The sequence below is a fragment of the Kitasatospora sp. NPDC023120 genome (assembly GCF_055560835.1).
The window spans coordinates 15,119-32,714 of the sequence record NZ_JBVHHY010000046.1; the positions used below are offsets into that span (position 1 = coordinate 15,119).

General features: G+C 74.6%; 14 protein-coding genes. 6 read left to right on the forward strand and 8 right to left on the reverse strand.

The genetic code is table 11. The annotated features are described in order from the left end of the window. Positions 1–9 precede the first annotated feature (9 nt). From ACZ3TI_RS38150 to ACZ3TI_RS38160, 3 genes are all read right to left on the reverse strand, one after another. Complete coding sequence (locus ACZ3TI_RS38150; protein ID WP_465734707.1) at positions 10–1,596, reverse strand: LCP family protein; 1,587 nt, start codon at positions 1,594–1,596, stop codon at positions 10–12. 225 nt (positions 1,597–1,821) lie between these two features. Next, positions 1,822–3,108: an LCP family protein gene (locus ACZ3TI_RS38155; RefSeq protein ID WP_465734709.1), complete on the reverse strand. Its 1,287-nt coding sequence runs from the start codon at positions 3,106–3,108 to the stop codon at positions 1,822–1,824. A gap of 37 nt (positions 3,109–3,145) precedes the next feature. Continuing rightward, positions 3,146–3,937: a TIGR03089 family protein gene (locus ACZ3TI_RS38160; protein WP_465734711.1), complete on the reverse strand. Its 792-nt coding sequence runs from the start codon at positions 3,935–3,937 to the stop codon at positions 3,146–3,148. A 104-nt stretch (positions 3,938–4,041) separates the two neighbouring features. Between ACZ3TI_RS38160 and ACZ3TI_RS38165 the strand changes: the two genes are divergently transcribed. Then, positions 4,042–5,193 carry a peptidoglycan recognition protein family protein gene (locus tag ACZ3TI_RS38165; protein ID WP_465734713.1) on the forward strand — a complete coding sequence of 384 codons (1,152 nt, stop codon included), beginning with the start codon at positions 4,042–4,044 and terminating at the stop codon, positions 5,191–5,193. Positions 5,194–5,281: 88 nt separating this feature from the next. Here ACZ3TI_RS38165 and ACZ3TI_RS38170 read toward each other — a convergent pair whose 3' ends face one another. Further along, the gene (locus ACZ3TI_RS38170) at positions 5,282–5,773 is read right to left on the reverse strand and encodes an SgcJ/EcaC family oxidoreductase (protein WP_465734715.1); all 492 of its coding nucleotides are present in this window, start codon (positions 5,771–5,773) and stop codon (positions 5,282–5,284) included. Between the two features lie 6 nt (positions 5,774–5,779). Here ACZ3TI_RS38170 and ACZ3TI_RS38175 point away from each other — a divergent pair, with 6 nt between their 5' ends. After that, positions 5,780–6,745 carry a DNA-3-methyladenine glycosylase family protein gene (locus tag ACZ3TI_RS38175; RefSeq protein WP_465734717.1) on the forward strand — a complete coding sequence of 322 codons (966 nt, stop codon included), beginning with the start codon at positions 5,780–5,782 and terminating at the stop codon, positions 6,743–6,745. Positions 6,746–6,748: 3 nt separating this feature from the next. On the opposite strand, the gene ACZ3TI_RS38180 is transcribed toward ACZ3TI_RS38175, so the two are convergent. Genes ACZ3TI_RS38180 through ACZ3TI_RS38190 form a run of 3 tightly spaced genes read right to left on the reverse strand, consistent with a single transcriptional unit; the run spans position 6,749 to position 9,666 of the window. After that, complete coding sequence (locus ACZ3TI_RS38180; protein WP_465734719.1) at positions 6,749–8,047, reverse strand: coenzyme F420-0:L-glutamate ligase; 1,299 nt, start codon at positions 8,045–8,047, stop codon at positions 6,749–6,751. Further along, positions 8,044–9,003 carry a 2-phospho-L-lactate transferase gene (gene cofD / locus ACZ3TI_RS38185; protein WP_465734721.1) on the reverse strand — a complete coding sequence of 320 codons (960 nt, stop codon included), beginning with the start codon at positions 9,001–9,003 and terminating at the stop codon, positions 8,044–8,046. Before cofD ends, ACZ3TI_RS38180 begins: the two co-directional genes overlap by 4 nt. Positions 9,004–9,045: 42 nt before the next feature. Then, positions 9,046–9,666 (reverse strand): cysteine dioxygenase, encoded by a 621-nt coding sequence (locus tag ACZ3TI_RS38190; RefSeq protein WP_465734723.1) that lies wholly within the window; start codon positions 9,664–9,666, stop codon positions 9,046–9,048. A 622-nt stretch (positions 9,667–10,288) separates the two neighbouring features. Here ACZ3TI_RS38190 and ACZ3TI_RS38195 point away from each other — a divergent pair. From ACZ3TI_RS38195 to ACZ3TI_RS38205, 3 genes are all read left to right on the forward strand, one after another. Beyond that, entirely contained in the window at positions 10,289–10,561 is a 273-nt protein-coding gene (locus ACZ3TI_RS38195; protein WP_030062195.1) for a WhiB family transcriptional regulator, read from the forward strand. 332 nt (positions 10,562–10,893) lie between these two features. Then, positions 10,894–14,790 (forward strand): glycosyltransferase family 2 protein, encoded by a 3,897-nt coding sequence (locus ACZ3TI_RS38200; protein ID WP_465734725.1) that lies wholly within the window; start codon positions 10,894–10,896, stop codon positions 14,788–14,790. 6 nt (positions 14,791–14,796) lie between these two features. Next, positions 14,797–16,524, forward strand: coding sequence for a DUF5719 family protein (locus tag ACZ3TI_RS38205; RefSeq protein WP_465734727.1), 1,728 nt, complete (start codon positions 14,797–14,799; stop codon positions 16,522–16,524). 69 nt (positions 16,525–16,593) lie between these two features. Here ACZ3TI_RS38205 and ACZ3TI_RS38210 read toward each other — a convergent pair whose 3' ends face one another. Beyond that, on the reverse strand, positions 16,594–17,046 hold the full coding sequence (locus ACZ3TI_RS38210) for a metallopeptidase family protein (protein WP_030245500.1): 453 nt from the start codon (positions 17,044–17,046) through the stop codon (positions 16,594–16,596). A 163-nt stretch (positions 17,047–17,209) separates the two neighbouring features. Here ACZ3TI_RS38210 and ACZ3TI_RS38215 point away from each other — a divergent pair, with 163 nt between their 5' ends. Further along, a complete protein-coding gene (locus ACZ3TI_RS38215; RefSeq protein ID WP_465734730.1) occupies positions 17,210–17,575 on the forward strand; it encodes a DUF3499 domain-containing protein in 366 nt (121 codons plus the stop codon). Positions 17,576–17,596 lie beyond the last annotated feature (21 nt).

Consider the following 17,596-nt stretch of genomic DNA (forward strand, 5'->3'; position numbering starts at 1 on the left):
TTGCGCGGGCTACTTCGCGCAGACGTCGGTGTCGTCCGCCTGCACCCGCTGGAGGTCCTCGGGGGCTTCGGCCGGCACCGCCGTCGCGCCGGTGGGCGCGGTCAGGGCGTCCTTGCCGAGCACCAGCAGCAGCCCCGCCTTCGGGTCCGCCTTCGCGGCCGGCTTGACGGCGTCGCCCGGCAGCCCGAGGGCGGTGGCCAGGGCGCCCGCCGCGGCCTCCTGACCGGACTGGTAGGACACCGTGGTGCTTGCGGCGACCGGTGCGTCACTGCCGACGGCGGCCTTGGGGAAGCCCTTCGTCTGGAGCTTCTCGACGGTCGGCCCGGACTGCCCGCGCTTCCCGCTGCCGTTGCGCACCGTCACCTGGACGTCCTTGGTGTCCACCGCCGGGGCGGTGGCGGCCGGCGTGCCCGGTGCGGCCGGGGCGGAGCCCTCGGGCGCGGGCGGGGTGGCCGTCGCGGTCAGCGAGCGGTCGCCCGCGATCATCGAGAAGACCTGCCCGGCGTCCGGCTGCTTGAAGACCACCCGGTCCTTGTCCCTGGGGTCCTCCATGACGGGCACGGTGGCGAAGGTGATGTTCTTGGCGTCCACCTTGCTGATGTCCAGCGCGAGGTTCTTGAGCTTGTCCACGCTGCCGATGCCGTCGTCCACGGTCAGCGCCTTGGTGGCGGCGTCCGCGAGCTTGAAGAGCTTGGTCGGGCTGGTCAGGGTGTCGTCGCTCTTGATCTTGCGGATCATCGAGCTGATGAACTGCTGCTGCAGCGGGATCCGGGAGAGGTCGCCGCCGAATCCGACCGCGTGCCGGGTGCGGACGAAGGCCAGTGCCTCCTCGCCCTGGACCACGTGCCGGCCCTTGGTCATCTTGAGGTGGGAGCCCGAGTCGTTGATGTCCTTGGCCGCGCAGACCTCGACCCCGCCGACGGCGGTGGAGAGGGTCTTCACCGCCTCGAAGTTGACCTGCACGAAGTGGTCGACCCGGATCCCGGTGTTCTTCTCGACGGTCTTCCAGGTGCAGCCCGCGTCCCGCCCCTCCTGACCAAGGCTCTCGTTGAAGATCTCCCGCGGCGAGCCCGGGATCTTCTTCCCCTGGGCGGTCTGGCACTCCGGGATCGGCAGCATCAGGTCGCGCGGGAGGCTGATCACCGTCGCGTTGGAGCGGTCCTTGGCGATGTGGAACAGCAGCGTGGTGTCGGCGTGCCCGGTGCTGCCCTCGTCGCCGTACTCGCGCCCGAGGCCCTCCCGGCTGTCGGTGCCGATCACCAGGATGTTCAGCGCCTCCCCGGCGGCCTTGGGGCGCTCGGCCTCGTCGCCCAGCTGGACCTTGACCGAGGTCAGGTTGTCGTTGAAGTGCTTGTACAGGTAGTACGCCCCGCCGCATCCCGCGACCATCACCAGCGCACCGGTCCCGGCCGTCCACTTGAGCACCCGCCGGCGCCGGCTCCGCTTGGCCGCGGCGGCCGCGCGCCGCCGGCTGTCCCGGCGGCCCTCCCCGGCCGGTGCCGCGGGTGCGTCGGCGACCCGGCGGCGGCGCTGCCGGGGGACGCCGGGGCCCGGGTCGACCCGGGCCCGCCCGGGTTCCGGTTGCTCCTCGTGCACGGGGGATCCTTACCTTCGACCGGTCACGGCTCCGGCCCGCCCGTCCTGACGGGCCGATCCGGACACAGTAGACGAGCCGGGCGAAGGAATCGTTCCTGGTGTGATCTGCATCATGTTTGAACAAAGTGGAGGTAAATTCCGTTCGCCATCGAGCATTTGTCGGGTCCACCCGCGCCGACCTGCGGCGCGGCACGGCCCGGCGCCGTACCGCGCCGGACGCGGCGCTCAGTGCTGCGCGCAGGCGTCCACGTCGGCGGTGCGTCCCTCGAAGGTGGGTGACGCTCCCGCGGAGGGTGACGCCGCCGTCGCCGCCTCGGCGGAGCCCGCGCTCGGCCCGGCGCCCGGGCTCGCCGACGCGCCGCCGTCCGCGCCCGTCGACGCGCCCGCCGACGCGCCCGCCGACGGCGTCGACCCGGGCGGCCGCACGGTGACCGACCGGTCGTCCCGCAGTGCCGCGAACAGCTGGCCGGTCTGCGGCTGCACGAACTCGTCCCGGTCCGAGTCGTAGCGGTACGGGCGGCGCGGCGCGGTCAGGAAGACCACGTTCGCCGTGGGCACGCCGCGCAGGTCCTGGGTGAGGTCGTACAGCGCGCCGAGCGAGGACAGCCCGCCGTCCGCCCGGACCGAGGAGGTCGCCGCGTCCAGCACCGGCCACAGCCGCGCCGGGTTCAGCAACACCCCCTGTGACTCCGCCTTGCGGATCAGCGCGGCCAGGAACTGCTGCTGACGGCCCATCCGCTGGGTGTCGCTGCCGTCCCCCAGGCTCTCCCGGGCTCGGACGTAGCCGAGCGCCTGCTCGCCGTGCAGGGTCTGCCGTCCGGCGGGCAGGTCGAGCTTGGCGTCCTTGTCGTGGATCGGCTGCGGCACGCACACCTCGACCCCGCCGATCGCGTCCACGATCGTCTTGAAGCCGCTGAAGTCGACGATCACGTAGTGGTCGATCCGGATCCCGCTCAGCTGCTCCACGGTCCGGATCGAGCAGGCCGGGCCACCCGTCTCGAAGGCCCAGTTGAACTGCATCAGCCCCGGCTTGCTGCGGGTGCCGTCCGGCTTCTCGCAGGCGGGGACGGAGACCATGACGTCGCGCGGGACGGAGACCGCCGTCGCGTGCTTCCGGTCGGCCGACAGGTGCAGCAGGATCGTGGTGTCCGAGCGCTCGGTGCCCGCCTCGCCGCCGTAGGAGCCGTTCGAGCCGGAGCGGTCGTCGCTGCCGATCAGCAGGATGTTCTCGGCGCCCCGGGCGTCGGCGCTGCGGCTCGGCCGCTCCGCCTCCAGCTTGGCGAGCAGCCGGTCGGTGGCCGAGTCGGTCCGGATGTTGCCGTCCAGCTTGCGGTAGGCGATCCAGAGCAGCACCCCGGAGGCGACCAGCAGGAACGCGACGACGCCGGCGGTGATCATCAGCCACCGCCGGCGCCTGCGCGGGCGTCCGGACCCGTTCGGGGGAGCGTCCGCGGGGGGAGTGCCCCCGGCGGGAGTGTCGGTCGGGGGGTGCTCGGTGTCGTCCTCGGCCATGGCAGGGATCCCTACCCGCCGGGCCCGGGCCCGGGGGTCACCCGAGGCGCAGTGTCACCCGTTCGGATTCGATCCGCTTCTCCCACTGCCCGGCGTCCAGCGCCTGCGAGTTGCGGCAGAGCACCACCGAGGCGCCGGCCGCCAGCGGCGCCAGCAGGCCGGCCTCCAGGCCCGCCCAGTCGTCGTACGAGAGGGTGGACAGCACGCGGTCGCCGGACTTCAGGCCGAGGCGGACCGCCCCCTGCCGGGCCAGCGCGACGGTCTGCTCGCCCGTCAGCTTCAGCGGCAGCCCGTCCACCACGGTCTCCAGCGCCTGCCCGTCCGGGGCGACGGGGGAGTACGGCGCGAAGCGGTCGCCCTGGCCGGGCACCTCGGCGGCGTAGTCGAGGAAGCCGTCCGGGCGCTGCGGGAAGCGGCCGCCGAGCGGGCGCAGCGCGAGCGCGACCCGCTCGCCCTCGCAGGCATGGGCGGCCTCCAGGCCGTCCGGGCCGCTGACCACCAGGTCGGCGGTGGCCGGGTCGCCGCCCGGCACCGCCGTCACCCCGACCGACCAGCAGGCGAGCAGCCAGACGGCGCTCTGCCAGTGGGCGGGCAGCAGCAGTGCCGCCCGGTCGTCCGGGCCGGCATTCAGTTCGTCCTGGAGGAGGTTGGCGGTCTTGGCCACCCAGTTGTCGAAGGTCCGGGCGGACAGCTCCACCCGTTCACCGGTGGCGTCGTCGTAGAAGGTGACCAGCGGGGCCGCGGGATCGACCGAAGGGGTGCCGCCGCGCAGGAATGCGTGCAGCAGCTCGACGGGGGTGCGGGCATCGGCAGCGAAAGGCGCAGTCATGGTGCGCCCCAGCCTACGGCCTTCGAGTGGGAGGTCGGGAGGGGTGGCCGAACGGGAGCGGGGCGGCGTGGCGGCATCGGTAATTTGTCGCCAATATCCGTTTTATGCGTATCTCACTTCTTGCCGGCGCGGCCATAAGCTGCGTCGCCGCCCTGCTGCTCCAGCCGACCGCCGTCTCCGCCGTGTCCGCCGTCGCGGACCCGGTGCCGGCCGAACAGACCTCCGCCGGCGGCGGCACGGTGACGAGCCTGCCGCTGACCGCCGCCGAACACGGCGTCATGCAGCGCACCACCAAGCCCTTCTCGCTCATCGGGGTGAGCTGGGACGATCCCCGGCAGTCCCTCGCCGGCACCTCGATCAGGGTCCGCACCCACCGCGTCGCCACCGGTGACTGGACCGACTGGCACCAGCTGGCCGTCGAGGGCGAGGACGCCCCCGACGAGCGGGACGGCCGGGCCGGCATCCGCGGCTCGACGGCACCGCTGTGGACCGGCCTCAGCGACGGCGTGGCCGTCGAGATCACCCCCGGGCCGGACGGGCTGCCCGCCGGGCTCCGAGCCGAACTGGTCGACCCGGGCGCGGGCGCCGAGCAGTCCGCCCCGCTCACCCTGCCGGGCGAGACCGGGACCGCCCGGGCCCTGCGGGACCACGAGGCGCCGCGTCCGGGCATCGTCACCCGGGCGGGCTGGGGCGCCGACGAGTCGCTGCGCGACCCTGGCTTCGTCTACACCGGGACGGTCAAGGCGGTCTTCGTCCACCACACCGACACCGCCACCGAATACGCGTGCAGTGACGCGCCGCAGATGATCCGCGCGATCTACCAGTACCACGTCCAGAGCAACGGCTGGCGGGACATCGGCTACAACTTCCTGGTCGACCGCTGCGGCACCATCTACGAGGGCCGGGCCGGCGGCGTCGCGCAGCCCGTCCTCGGCGCGCACACCCTCGGCTTCAACACCGACTCGACCGGCGTCGCCGCGCTCGGCACCTTCACCTCCACCAGCCCGCCGCAGGAGCTGGTGGACGGCGTGAGCAAGATCGCGGCGTGGAAGCTCGGCCTGACCGGCCAGGACGCGGGGGGCTGGACCAACCTGACCTCCGGCTCCTCACAGAGCCGCTACCCGAAGGGAACGGTCGTCTCCTTCGCCACCGTCTCCGGCCACCGGGACGCCTTCGCCACCGAGTGCCCCGGCCAAGGCCTCTACGACCGGCTGGGCGACATCCGCTCCTGGGCCGCCCACCTCCAGGGCCGCTGAGCCACCGTCAGCACCCTCGCGGTCGGACCGGACGCTCCGAGGGGCCTGTCTCCGGACTCCCGTCTACGGATGCTCCGGATACAGGCCCTTAGCCCGGCCCCGGTCCCCGCCCGATCAACCTCCGCAGCTCCTGCGTCAACCCCGCCGCCAGGTCCGGCCGCAGGTCGAACCGTGCCGGGGTGTTCTGCAGCAGCGCGATCCGCCACCCCGCTCCGGCGTTCACCGCGATCACCGTCTGCACCGCGTTGAGCGCCGGGTCCAGGTCCTCCGCGTCCTCCGGCACCATCCCGGCGACGCCGTCCAGCTGTGCCACGCCCGCCCCCAGGGCCCGGACCCGTCGCACCTCGGCCACGTACTCCGGCGTCACGTGGTCCAGGAAGATCCGCCCCAGTTCGGAGGCGATCGCCGAGCGCCCGCGCAGTCGCGTCCCGTCGAAGCCGATCACCTCGCCGTCCTCGGCGAACGGCCCGGCGAAGGCGGAGCCGTCCCGTTGGTTCCACCCCTCCAGCGCCCGGTGGTACAGCGCCCGGACCGCGTTCTCGTCCCCGGAGGACAGCTCCGGCAGCCGCGTATCGTTCATATCCTCATGGTCGACCAAGGCGCTGGAGCCGGACAGCGGAGGAGGTGCGCGGCGGTGACGGGCGAGTCGGTGCGGCGCTGGCGGCCGGGCTTCGCGCTGGACGTTCCCCGGACCCTGCTGCCGCTGCGCCGGGGCCCGGCCGACCCGTCGTACCGGTCCACCGGTGACGGCGCCGTCTGGCGCGCCTCCCGCACCCCGGCGGGCGTCGGCACCCTGCGGGTGCTGCCGCGTCCCGCCGCGGGCGAGGTCGAGGCGAGCGCCTGGGGCCCGGGCGCGCAGTGGCTGCTCGACTGCCTCCCCGTGCTGCTGGGCGCGCAGGACGAGCCGGAGGCGCTGGTGCTGCCGCCCGGTCCGCTGCGGGACGCCCAGCGCCGTACCGCCGGGGTGCGGCTGACCAGGACGGGCCTGGTGCTGGAGTCCCTGGTGCCGGCGATCCTGGAGCAGAAGGTCACCACCGACGAGGCGTACCGCGCCTGGCGCACCCTGCTGCGGGACTTCGGCACTCCGGCGCCGGGCCCGGCGGAGGGGATGCGGGTGGCGCCGTCGGCCCGGGAGTGGGCGCTGGTGCCGAGCTGGGAGTGGCACCGGGCGGGTGTGGACCCGAAGCGGTCCGCGACCGTGATGCGCGCGGTCCGGCTGGCGCCGCGGCTGGAGGAGGCGTCCGCGATGGCCCACGAGGAGGCCTTCGCCCGCCTCACCGCCGTCCCCGGCATCGGCGTCTGGACGGCGGCCGAGACCCTGCAGCGCAGCAACGGCGACCCGGACGCGGTCTCGGTCGGCGACTTCCACCTGCCCAACCTGGTCGGTTGGGCCCTGGCCGGCCGCCCCCGCAGCGACGACGCCCAGATGCTCGCCCTGCTGGAGCCCTACCGCCCGCACCGCCACCGCGTCTGCCGCCTGCTCATCGCCACCGGCGCCCGGGCCCCCCGCTACGGCCCCCGCCTCACCCCCAACGACCACCGGGGGAGATGACCCCTACCGCACCTCGATGAAGGCGTCGGCGTCGCGGGCCGGGCGTTCGCGCGGGGGTTCGGCGGGGCGGCCGACGGCGATGGCGCCCATCGGGTCCCAGCCGGCGGGCAGGTCGAGGGCGGTGCGGACGGTGTCGCGGCAGAACATGGTGGAGGAGACCCACGCGGAGCCGTAGCCCTCGCCGGTGAGGGCGACCAGCAGGTTCTGTACGGCGGCGCCGGCGGCGACGGTGAACATCTCCCGTTCGGCGGTGGCGCGCCGGGTGTCGGGGTAGTGGTGCGAGCCGTCCATCACCAGGCAGGGCACGACCAGGTAGGGCGCGTCGCGCAGGACGTTGCCGCGGGCGGTGCGGCGGGCGATCCGGGCGTCGTCCCAGCCGTCGAGTTCGCGCAGGTCGCGCTGCCAGGCGGCGAGCATCGCGTCGAGCAGCCGGGTGCGGATGTCGGGGGACTCCAGCAGCACGAACCGCCACGGTGTGGTGTGGTGCGGGGCGGGCGCCGTGACGGCGGCCGCGACGGCGCGGCGGACGGCGGCCGGGTCGACCGGGTCGGCGGTGAAGGAGCGGACGGTTCGCCGCAGGGTGACGGCCTGCCGCAGGGCCTCGGAGGTGCCGAGCCGGAACATGTCGTCCACGGCGGGCCGGACCAGCGGCCGGGTGCCCGCGCCGTCCTCGGTGGTGACCAGGTGCCCGAGCCCGCGCACGACCGCCACCGGTACGCCGGTGGCTTTGCCCTTCACCAGGTCGGCGGCGGCGGCGAGTTCGTCGGCGGTCGCGGTGACGGTGAGCACCAGCTCGTTGCCGTGGCCGTCGGTGCGTCCGCGGTGGTCCTCCAGGACGGAGAGCCCGGCGGCGCCGATCGCGACGTCGGTGAGCCCGTTGCGCCAGGGCCGTCCGAAGGTGTCGGTGACGACGACGGCGAGCCGGCGGCCGGTGAGCCGCTGCAGCCGGGCCCGCAGCGCGCGGGCGGAGGCGTCCGGGTCCTCGGGCAGCAGCAGTACGGTGCCGGGGGCGGTGTTGGAGGCGTCGACCCCGGCGGCGGCCATGACGAAGCCGTTGCGGTTCTCGACGATCCGGGCCGGTCCGCGCCGGGCGACGACCCGGACGGTCTCGGCGTCGATCGCGGCTTCGCGGTCGGCGGCGTGCAGCAGCCGGCCCTCGGCCTTGCTGACGATCTTCGAGGTGACGAGCAGGATGTCGCCGTCCTCGAAGGTCCCGGCCTTGGCGATCAGCGCGCCGAGGTCGGCCCCGGCGTCGACCTCCGGGATCCCCTCGACCCCCAGGATCTGCAGCGGCGCGGTCACTTGCGGACCTGCTCCGCGAGCGCCAGCGCGGCCCGCGCCATCTCGGCGGTGGCCTCGACGTCGGTCATCAGCAGCGGGACGGCCCGGCAGGCGATCCCGGCGCCCTCGACCGCGGCGACCGACGCCTCGTCGGCGGTGTCGACCAGCCAGCCGTCGAGGAGCTCGGAGCCGTAGTTCAGCGCGACCGCCTCGGCGGTGGCCTCGACGCCGACGGCGGCGAGCACCTTGTCGGCCATGCCGCGCACCGGTGCCCCGCCGATGATCGGGGAGAGCCCGACGACCGGCGCCGGGGCGGCGGCGACGGCCTGCCGGATGCCGGGGACGGCGAGGATGGTGCCGATCGAGACGACCGGGTTGGACGGCGGGAAGAGGATGACGTCGGCGGCGGCGATCGCCTCCAGCACACCGGGCGCGGGCTTGGCGGTGTCCGCGCCGACCGGGATGATCGCCTCGGCGTCCACGGCGGCGTGCAGCTTGACCCAGTACTCCTGGAAGTGGACCGCCCGGCTGCCCTGCTCGTCGGTGATCCGCACGTGGGTCTCGACCCGGTCGTCGCTCATCGGCAGCAGCCGCACGCCGGGCTTCCAGCGCACGCACAGCGCCTCGGTCACCTGGCTGAGGCTGTACCCGGCGGTGAGCATCTGGCTGCGGACGAGGTGGGTGGCGAAGTCCCGGTCGCCGAGCCCGAACCACTCGGGGCCGACGCCGTACTCCTTCATCTCGGCCTTGATCGACCAGGTCTCGTCGGTCCGGCCCCAGCCCTGCTCCTCGTGGATGCCGCCGCCGAGGGTGTACATCACGGTGTCGAGGTCGGGGCAGACCTTGAGGCCGTAGAGGTGGATGTCGTCGCCGGTGTTGCCGATGACGGTGATCTCGTCCTGCGGTCCGACCGCCGCGAGGAGTCCGCGCAGGAAGCGCGCCCCGCCGATTCCGCCTGCCAGTGCCACGATGCGCATGGAGTCATCCTGCCACGGTCGGACCGTCCGTCAGGTCGGCGCTCAGTGCGTCTCGGCCTGCGCCTGCTGCTCCGCGTGCTGCTCGGGCACGGCGTGGGCGCCGTACTGGTTCATCTCGGTGAGGCCCGGGGTGTAGAGGTGGATGGAGACGGCGGGTTCGAGCGCGCCGTTGACCACCTCGTGCAGGTAGCCGGAGGAGAACACCCGCTGCCCGCCGGGCTTCAGGGCGCGGGCGCCTTCGCCGGCGCGCGTGAGGGAGCGCTCGATCAGCTCGCCCCGGACGACGGTCATCACGCCGGAGGACTCGCCGTGGTCGTGGAAGCCGCTGCTCTGGCCGGGCAGCCAGCTGAGCAGCCAGACCTCGTAACCGGGGCCGGTCTCCAGCCGGGCGTACCAGCGGGTCAGCGCGTCGTAGCGGACCAGCGGCTCCCAGCGGGCGCGGTCGGCGGCGATCTCGCGGACCAGCCGGGCGTACTCGGCGACGGTGGTCGGGTGGGCGGGCAGGTCGGTGCGGGCCAGGTGCGGGAAGGCCAGCGGGTCGCCGGCGATGGAGACGTCGCTGAGGCCGTCCGCCCAGCGGGCGGTGCCGGGGGTACGGGCGGAGCCCAGGCGGGCGAGCTTGTTGCGGTCGCGGTTCCGCTTGCGGATGCGGATCATGCGCACGGGAGTCGTCCTCGGAAGAGTCGGCTGGTTCGTCGGGATCAGCCGGATCCGGGATGTCCTGGGGCGGGACTCGCGGGCGGCCTCTGTGCTTCCTGGGGCGGCGCGCGGTGGGACGCGGGCGCCTAGATACAGCAGGAACAGAGGCGACAACAAGAGTTCACGGCACGGCGAAGCGTGGAACCGCTCCGGGGGCTGGCGAACTCTGACATAGGGGCAAGGACACAGCATCCGCCGGGTCGGTGTCAAACGGAAGGGTGCGGCATTCGAGTGGATTAGGCCCGGATCTTTCCCTGATGGGGTGATTCATCACCCTCTATGTTTCGATGGGAAGATCGCCGGGAAGGGAGGCCGATGACCGGTCTGTGGTGGTGACCGAGCGTCACCTGGCGAATGGTTGCGGACGGTTCGGCACTGTTCAGGACCTTGCGATGGAAGGTCCGTTGTGTCCGAATATGTACACTATTCGTAACGGCTTGGTGCCGGGGAGTGAATCCTGGCCCCAATACCAGAGCTCGGCTTGACTGGGCCAGAGTGACGCAACTGTAATTTCACTCGTGTCGTCAGCCGCACGAGGCAACGGCAACCACGGGGACGCCAAGTAGGGGCAGAGGAGGCGCGCCACATGAGCGAGCTCTTTGAGCTGTTGATCGGGGACGGCATCGCGGAGGACGAGGAGGAACTCGGCTGGCAGGAGCGCGCGTTGTGCGCCCAGACCGACCCGGAGTCCTTCTTCCCCGAGAAGGGCGGCTCGACCCGCGAGGCCAAGAAGGTCTGCCTCGCCTGCGAGGTCCGCTCGGAGTGCCTGGAGTACGCCCTCGCCAATGACGAGCGCTTCGGCATCTGGGGCGGCCTCTCCGAGCGCGAGCGCCGTCGGCTCAAGAAGAGCGCGGTCTGAGCGGGTGGCCCCCGACTCCCGCTGACCCTTCGGCAACGCAGGACAACCGCACAGCTGTACGGGCGCCTCACCGCGGTGGTGGGGCGCTTTCGTGTTCCCGGGCCCGTTCCCGACCCCTTGCCCGACCCCTTGCCCGGCCCCGTTCCCGAGCCCTCGCCCGAGCCCTCTCCAGACCCGGTGCCCGGCCCCTTTCCCGGCCCCGCCTTCACCGTCCCCGCACCGGCACCGCACGGCACCGCGGACGAAGCGTCCACCGGGAGCCGTTAGTGTGGTGCGCCATCCGGTTGCCGTTCACCGGCTGTGTCCACCGAGAACTGGGGCCCGCGCACTCGATGACCGTCTACAGCCACCAGAGCGGCTTCACCGCTTCCCGGCCGCCCGCCTACCCGCGCCACCTGGTCACCGCGGTGATCGTCTCGCACGACGGCGCCCGCTGGCTCCCGCAGGCGCTGGCCGGCCTGCTCGGCCAGGACCGGCAGGTCCAGCGCGTCCTCGCGGTCGACACCGGCTCCACCGACAACTCCCCGCAGCTGCTCGCGGACACCCTCGCCGACTGGCTGCCCGAGAGCGGCCCGCTCGTCCTCGGCCGCCGGGCCGGCTTCGGCACCGCCGTCGCCGAGGCCGTCTTCAACAGCCCGCCGCTGCGCCCCGAGGACCTGCCGTACCGGCTCGACCCCTCCGGCTACGACCCGGTCACCGGCGGCTGGGACGACTTCGGCGACCCGCTCGCCCAGGAGGACGACCTCGGCCGCGGCGGCCCGCGCGAGACCCAGCCGGTCGAGTGGCTCTGGCTGCTGCACGACGACTGCGAGCCGCAGACCGACGCGCTGCGCCGCCTGCTCCAGGTCGCCGACTCCACCCCCAGCGCCGCCGTCGTCGGCCCCAAGCTGCGCAGCTGGTACGACCGCCGCCAGCTCCTCGAGGTCGGCGTGACGATCGCCCGCTCCGGGCGGCGCTGGACCGGCCTCGACCGCCGCGAGCAGGACCAGGGCCAGCACGACCAGGTCCGCCCCGTGCTCGCCGTCTCCAGCGCCGGCATGCTGGTGCGCCGGGACGTGTTCGAGGAGCTCGGCGGCTTCGACAAGGCCCTCCCGCTGATGCGGGACGACACCGACTTCTGCTGGCGGGTCAACGCCGCCGGCCACCGCGTCGTCGTCGCCCCCGACGCCGTGCTGCGGCACGCCGAGGCGGCCAGCCGCGAGCGGCGCGCCATCGACTGCGGCGCCTCCCACCCGCACCGGGTGGACAAGGCCGGCGCCGTCTACACCCTGCTCGCCAACTGTCGCGGCGCGCTCTTCCCGTACGTCCTGCTGCGGCTGGTGCTCGGCACCCTGGTGCGGGCCGTCACCAACCTGCTCGGCAAGGACCCGCGCCAGGCCTTCGACGAGCTCGCCGGCCTCGGCCACGAACTCGTCCGGCTGCCAAGGCTGTTGGCCGCGCGCAAACGGCGCGCCCGGACCAGGGCGGCGGACGCCCTGGACGACCGCACGCTCTTCCCGGCACCCGGCGCCACCACCCGGCTGGCCGTCGAGGGCGTCATCGGCTCGCTCGGGATAGGGGGCGGCGACGACGCCGGCCTCGGCCGGCACGGCTCGGCCGAGGCCGGCGGCGACGAGGACGCCGAGGACCTGGTCGTCGAGCAGTTCACGCTGATCAAGAAGCTCGCCCGGCGCCCGGCGCCGGTGCTGTTCGCGGCCCTGCTGGTGTTCGCCCTGGTCGCCTGCCGCGGCCTGCTCGGCAGCGGCGAGCTGTTCGGCGGCGCCCTGCTGCCCGCCTCCGACGGCGCGGGCGGCCTCTGGTCGATGTACGCGGACGCCTGGCACCCCGTCGGCACCGGCTCCACCGCCGCCGCACCGCCGTACCTCGGCGTGCTCGCGGTGCTGTCCTGGCTGCTGTTCGACCACGCCGACCTCGCGCTCACCCTGCTCGTGGTGCTCACCGTCCCGCTGTCCGCGGTCAGCGCGTACCTGGTCTCCCGGCCGCTGCTGGACTCCAAGCTGGTCCGCGCCTGGGCCAGCGCCACGTACGCGCTGCTGCCCGCCGCGACCGGCGCGCTCGCCCAGGGCCGGATCGGCACCGCCGTCCTCGCCGTGCTGCTGCCGCCGCTGGCCCGCGCCGCCGCGATCGCGGCCGGCCTCGGCATCCGGGACGAGAGCGCCGCCAAGGGTGCCCGCCCGGGCTGGCGCCCGGTCTGGATGGCCGTCCTGCTGCTCACCCTCGCCACCGCCTTCGTCCCGCTGACCTGGGCGCTCGCGGTGCCGCTCTGCCTGGCGACGCTGGTCGCCGCGGTGGTGCGCGGCGGCGCGTTCGGCTCCGGCGGTACGGCGCTGCGGCTGCTCGGACTGCGCGTCCTGGTGATCCTCGCCGTCCCGGTCGGCGTGCTCGCCCCGTGGTCGCTCAAGGTGCTGTCGCACCCGCAGTGGCTGCTGCTGGAGGCCGGGCTGCCCGGCCTGCACGGCACCGGCGCGAGCGCGGCCGGCCTGCTGCTGGTCAACCCGGGCGGCGCCGGTGTGCCGCCGGTCTGGCTGTCCGCGGGTGTCGTGCTCGCCGCGCTCGCCGCGCTGCTGCGCGCCGACCGTCGCCGCGCGGTGCTCGCCGCCTGGGGCGCGGCCGGGGCCGGCCTGGTCTTCTCGGTCGCGGTGGCCGGCGCCTCCGTCACCCCGGCCTCCGGCGGCCCCGCCGTGCCCGCCTGGGCCGGCCCGGCCACCCTGATCGCCGGGATCGCCCTGCTCGCCGCGGCCGCGATCGGCGCCGACGGCGCCAACGCCCGTGTCGCCGGGATCGCCTTCGGCTGGCGCCAGCCGGTGGCCGCCCTGGTGGTGGCCGCGGCCGTGCTGGCCCCGCTGGGCACCGGCCTGTGGTGGGCGCTGACCGGCGCCGGCAAGCCGCTGCACCGCGGTGGGGCCGACCAGGTGCCCGCCTTCGTCGCCGAGGAGGCCGGCACCACCGACCGCTCCCGCACCCTCGTGATCACCGGGCAGAAGAGCGGCGGCGCCGTCCGCTACACCGTGCTGCGTGGCGCGGGCCTGACGCTCGGCCAGGCCGAGTCCACCGTGGACCCGGCGACCGGCACCGAGGGCGGTCTGAACAAGACGGTCGGCAGCCTGCTGGCCGGCTCCGGTGCCGACCAGGCCGGCGCCCTGGCCGGCTACGGCATCGGCTACGTGCTGGTCCAGCAGCCGGTGATCGACGCCTTCAAGGACGTCCTGGACACCACGCCCGGCCTGGTCAAGGCCAACCAGGACAACGGCTCCGCGCTCTGGCAGGTCAGCGGCGCCCCCGCGGTCCGCGCGGTGATCACCACCCCGGGCGGCAACCCGGTGGTCGTCCCGTCCGGCGCCCGCGACCTCACGGCCACCGTCCCGGCCGGTCCGGCCGGGCGGGTGCTGCGGCTCGCGGAGTCCGCCGCCCCCGAGTGGCAGGCCACCGTGGACGGCACCGCGCTGGAGCCCACCACGGTCGACGGTTGGGCGCAGGGCTTCAAGCTCCCGGCCGGCGGCGGCAAGCTGACCGTCACCCGGGAGGGCAGCCTCGCCCACACCGGCTGGATCTGGGCGCAGGTGCTGCTCGGCCTGACCGTCCTGGTGCTGGCCCTGCCCGGCCGCCGCAGCGACAAGGACGACGACCTGCCCGAGGAGGTGGTGGCCGCCGCCGCGCTGGCCGCCGCCGCCCAGGCGCAGGCCCCCGCCCCCGGCAGCCGCCGGGCCCGCCGGATGGCCGAGCGCGGCGAGGGCGGCGAGCCCGGTGCCGACGAGTCCGGGGTGTACGAGGGCCGGCCGGGAGCGGTCCCGGCACAGCCCGCAGGCGAGCCGGTGACCGAGGCGGTCCAGGCGGCCGAAGCCGTCCAGGAGGCCGAGCCGTACACCGACCCGTACCAGACGTACCAGCAGGCCGACCCGTACAGCTACGACCAGTACGCCGCCCAGCAGCCGGTGGCCGCGCCGTACGGCGGTCAGGGGTACGACGGCCAGGGGTACGACGGCCAGGGGTACGACGGCCATGGGTACGACGGACACCAGCCGCAGGCCTACCCGCAGCAGGGCTTCGAGCAGCAGGGCTACGAGCAGCCGTACCAGCCGGAGCAGCAGCCGTACGGCTACGACGGGTACCAGCAGCCGGAGCACCAGCAGCCCTGGCTGCCGGGGCAGCAGCAGGCCGACCCGTACTACGACCCGAACGACCCCAACGGCACCCGCCGGTACCCGCACCAGCCCGGATCGGGGAGCTGACCCGCGATGAAGAAGCCCGCATTCAGGAAGAAGTCCGGCGCCGGCGAGGCCCCCGAGCCCGTCGGGACCTCCTACGCGCCGGAGCCGGCCGCGCCCGCCCCGGGCGCCGGCCGGTTCGCCGGGAAGACCGGCGGGGCGAAGACCACCCCGTCCCTGCTCGCCGCGGCCGTGGTGCTCGCGGCGGTGTTCGGGATCGCCCAGATGCGTCCGCCGGCCGCCCCGGCCACGGCGGACGGGGGAGCGGCCCCGACCACCGCTCAGGTCGAGCGGACGGCGGCGGTCTGCCCGCAGCCGCTGCAGGGCCTGACCGGCTCGACCACGCTCAGCGCCTACACCCCGCCCGGGACGGGCTCCGCCACCGGCGGCGCCGGCTGGCTCACCGACGCGGCCGCGCCCGCCGTGCCCGCCGCCCAGCCCTCCGGCACCCCCTCGGCCCCGGCCACCCCGACGGCCACCGCGTCCGCCACCCCGGCCCCGACCGGCTCGGGAGCCCCGACCGCCGCGGCCCAGGACAAGAACGCCGCGCCCGCGGACGCCCGGCTGACCCTGGCCAAGCCCGGCACCCCGGCCACCGGCCCGGCGGCCAACGGCGACACCGCGCCCGGCACCGGCGCAGTCGCCAACGGCGCCCTCGCCCCCGGATTCACCGTCACCCAGACCACCGTGGTCACCGACCAGCGCGGCCTCGGCCTGTCCGGCCTCACCTGCACCCCGGCCGGCACCGGCTTCTGGTTCGCCGGCGCCAGCACGGCCGCCGACCGGGTCGATTACCTCAGCCTGGTCAACACCGAGCCCTCAGCCGCCGTGGTCGACATCAAGCTGTACGGCGACAAGGGCCTGATCGAGAACGACGCCGCCAACGGCCTCACCGTCGCTCCCGGCAGCTCCCAGGCCGTCCTGCTGTCGACCCTCAGCAAGGGCGCGGTCACCGACCTCGCCGTGCACGTGGTGGTCCGCTCCGGCCGGGTCGGCGCCGCACTGCACGCCGCCGACGGCAACAAGGGCGCCGACTGGATCCCGGCCTCGGCCGCCCCGGCCGCCACCCAGGTGCTGCCCGGCCTGCCCGCGGACACCGCCGGTGCGCGCCTGGTGGTCTGGGCACCGCCGGAGGACGACGCCGACCTGAAGATCCAGCTCTCCGGCAAGAACGGCTGGTTCACCCCGGCCGGCAACGAGTCGATCCACGTCAAGGCGGGCATGGTGGCCGCCGTCGACCTCGGCAAGGTCACCCGCGACGAGGTCGCCGGGCTGCGGCTGTCGCCCAGCGACGACAAGCACCCCACCCCGATCGTGGCCGGGCTGCGGGTCGACCGGGCGGCGGCCAACGGCAAGACCGACGCGGCCTGGCTCACCGGCAGCAACCCGGTCGGCGCCCGCGCCACCGTCGCCGACAACCGGGCCGGCGCCTCCACGCTCTACCTGACCTCCGCCGGCGACGCCGCGACCGTCCGGGTCACCGCCTCGGCCGGCAGCGGCGGCGGCACCCCGGCCACCAAGGAGGTCCAGATCCCGGCCGGCGGCACCGTCGCCCTCCCGGCGCCCGAGCCCGCCGGACTGAACGGCGTCTTCGCGCTCACCGCGGAGACCGTCTCCGGCGGCCCGGTGGTCGCCGCCCGGATGCTCGCCATCCCGGCCAAGGACGTGCCGATGTTCACCATCCAGGCACTGCGCGACGACCACAGCACCGTCAAGGTCCCGCAGGCCGCCCAGGACCCCGGCGTCGTCCTGCACTGAGCGAACCGAGCGGGCGGGCGATGCCTCGCCCGCCCGCTCGGCCGTGCTCTCCTTCGCTCGCCTCCGGGCTCAGTCCTCGTCGTAGCGCGGGTCGATGGCGTCCGGCGAGAGCCCCAGCAGCTCGGCGACCTGCTCGATCAGGATCTCGTGCACCAGCGCCGCGCGGTCCTCCCGGGTCTTCGCCCGGATCTCCACCGGCCGCCGGTACACCACGATCTGGCTCTTGCGCCCCTGCTTGCCCGGCGACACCCGCCCCAGTGGCACGCCGTCCTCGGCGTCGGCGCCGTCCGGCTCGTGCAGCGGCACCTCCTGGACGGCGAACTCCACCTCGATCAGCTGCGGCCAACGCCGCTCCAGCCGCTCCACCGACTCGCGCACGTAGTCGTCGAACAGTTCGGAGCGGGTGAGCGAGATCGGCACCTGCGGCGGCGCCAGCGGGCCGCGCAGCCCCCTGCCGTGCCGGTCGCGGTGCCGGGGGCGGCGCGCTGGGCCTGTCGATGACTGCGGTGCGGAGCTGTCCATATCACTGCCGAGAGTAGTCCTTGGACGGTCGGAAGTGGACCACTCCGACGGGGAATCGCCCGGGGCGGCCGAGACACGACCCCGGCGCTCGGAGGCGACACGGCACACCCTCCGGGCAGGCGGTCTTCGCTCCCCGGCGGGGAGTGCGGTACCGTCCACCCTCGTGAGCTCTGTACGTCGTTGTTCGCGGACCGCGTGCGGCCGGCCGGCCGTCGCGACGCTGACGTACGTCTACGCGGACTCCACCGCCGTCCTGGGCCCGCTCGCGACCTACGCCGAGCCGCACTGCTACGACCTGTGCGCCGAGCACGCCGAGCGCCTCACCGCCCCGCGCGGCTGGGAGGTCGTCCGGCTCGCCGCCGAGGCCGGGCCGCTGCGCCGCAGCAGCGACGACCTGGAGGCCCTCGCCAACGCCGTGCGCGAGGCCGCCCGTCCGCCGACCCCGCGTCAGGGCCGCGCGCCCGAAGGCGATTCCACCGAAGGCAGCCGCCGCGGCCACCTCCGGGTGCTCCGCTCGCCCGAGAACTAGGGCGCGTCCGGCGCCTCTCCG

Coding starts and splice junctions, on each gene's coding strand:
- ACZ3TI_RS38155 (WP_465734709.1), bottom strand. CDS start 3,108: ATGGCCGAGGACGACACCGAGCACCCCCCGACCGACACTCCCGCCGGG.
- ACZ3TI_RS38160 (WP_465734711.1), bottom strand. CDS start 3,937: ATGACTGCGCCTTTCGCTGCCGATGCCCGCACCCCCGTCGAGCTGCTG.
- ACZ3TI_RS38165 (WP_465734713.1), top strand. CDS start 4,042: ATGCGTATCTCACTTCTTGCCGGCGCGGCCATAAGCTGCGTCGCCGCC.
- ACZ3TI_RS38170 (WP_465734715.1), bottom strand. CDS start 5,773: ATGAACGATACGCGGCTGCCGGAGCTGTCCTCCGGGGACGAGAACGCG.
- ACZ3TI_RS38175 (WP_465734717.1), top strand. CDS start 5,780: ATGGTCGACCAAGGCGCTGGAGCCGGACAGCGGAGGAGGTGCGCGGCG.
- cofD (WP_465734721.1), bottom strand. CDS start 9,003: ATGCGCATCGTGGCACTGGCAGGCGGAATCGGCGGGGCGCGCTTCCTG.
- ACZ3TI_RS38195 (WP_030062195.1), top strand. CDS start 10,289: ATGAGCGAGCTCTTTGAGCTGTTGATCGGGGACGGCATCGCGGAGGAC.
- ACZ3TI_RS38200 (WP_465734725.1), top strand. CDS start 10,894: ATGACCGTCTACAGCCACCAGAGCGGCTTCACCGCTTCCCGGCCGCCC.
- ACZ3TI_RS38205 (WP_465734727.1), top strand. CDS start 14,797: ATGAAGAAGCCCGCATTCAGGAAGAAGTCCGGCGCCGGCGAGGCCCCC.
- ACZ3TI_RS38210 (WP_030245500.1), bottom strand. CDS start 17,046: ATGGACAGCTCCGCACCGCAGTCATCGACAGGCCCAGCGCGCCGCCCC.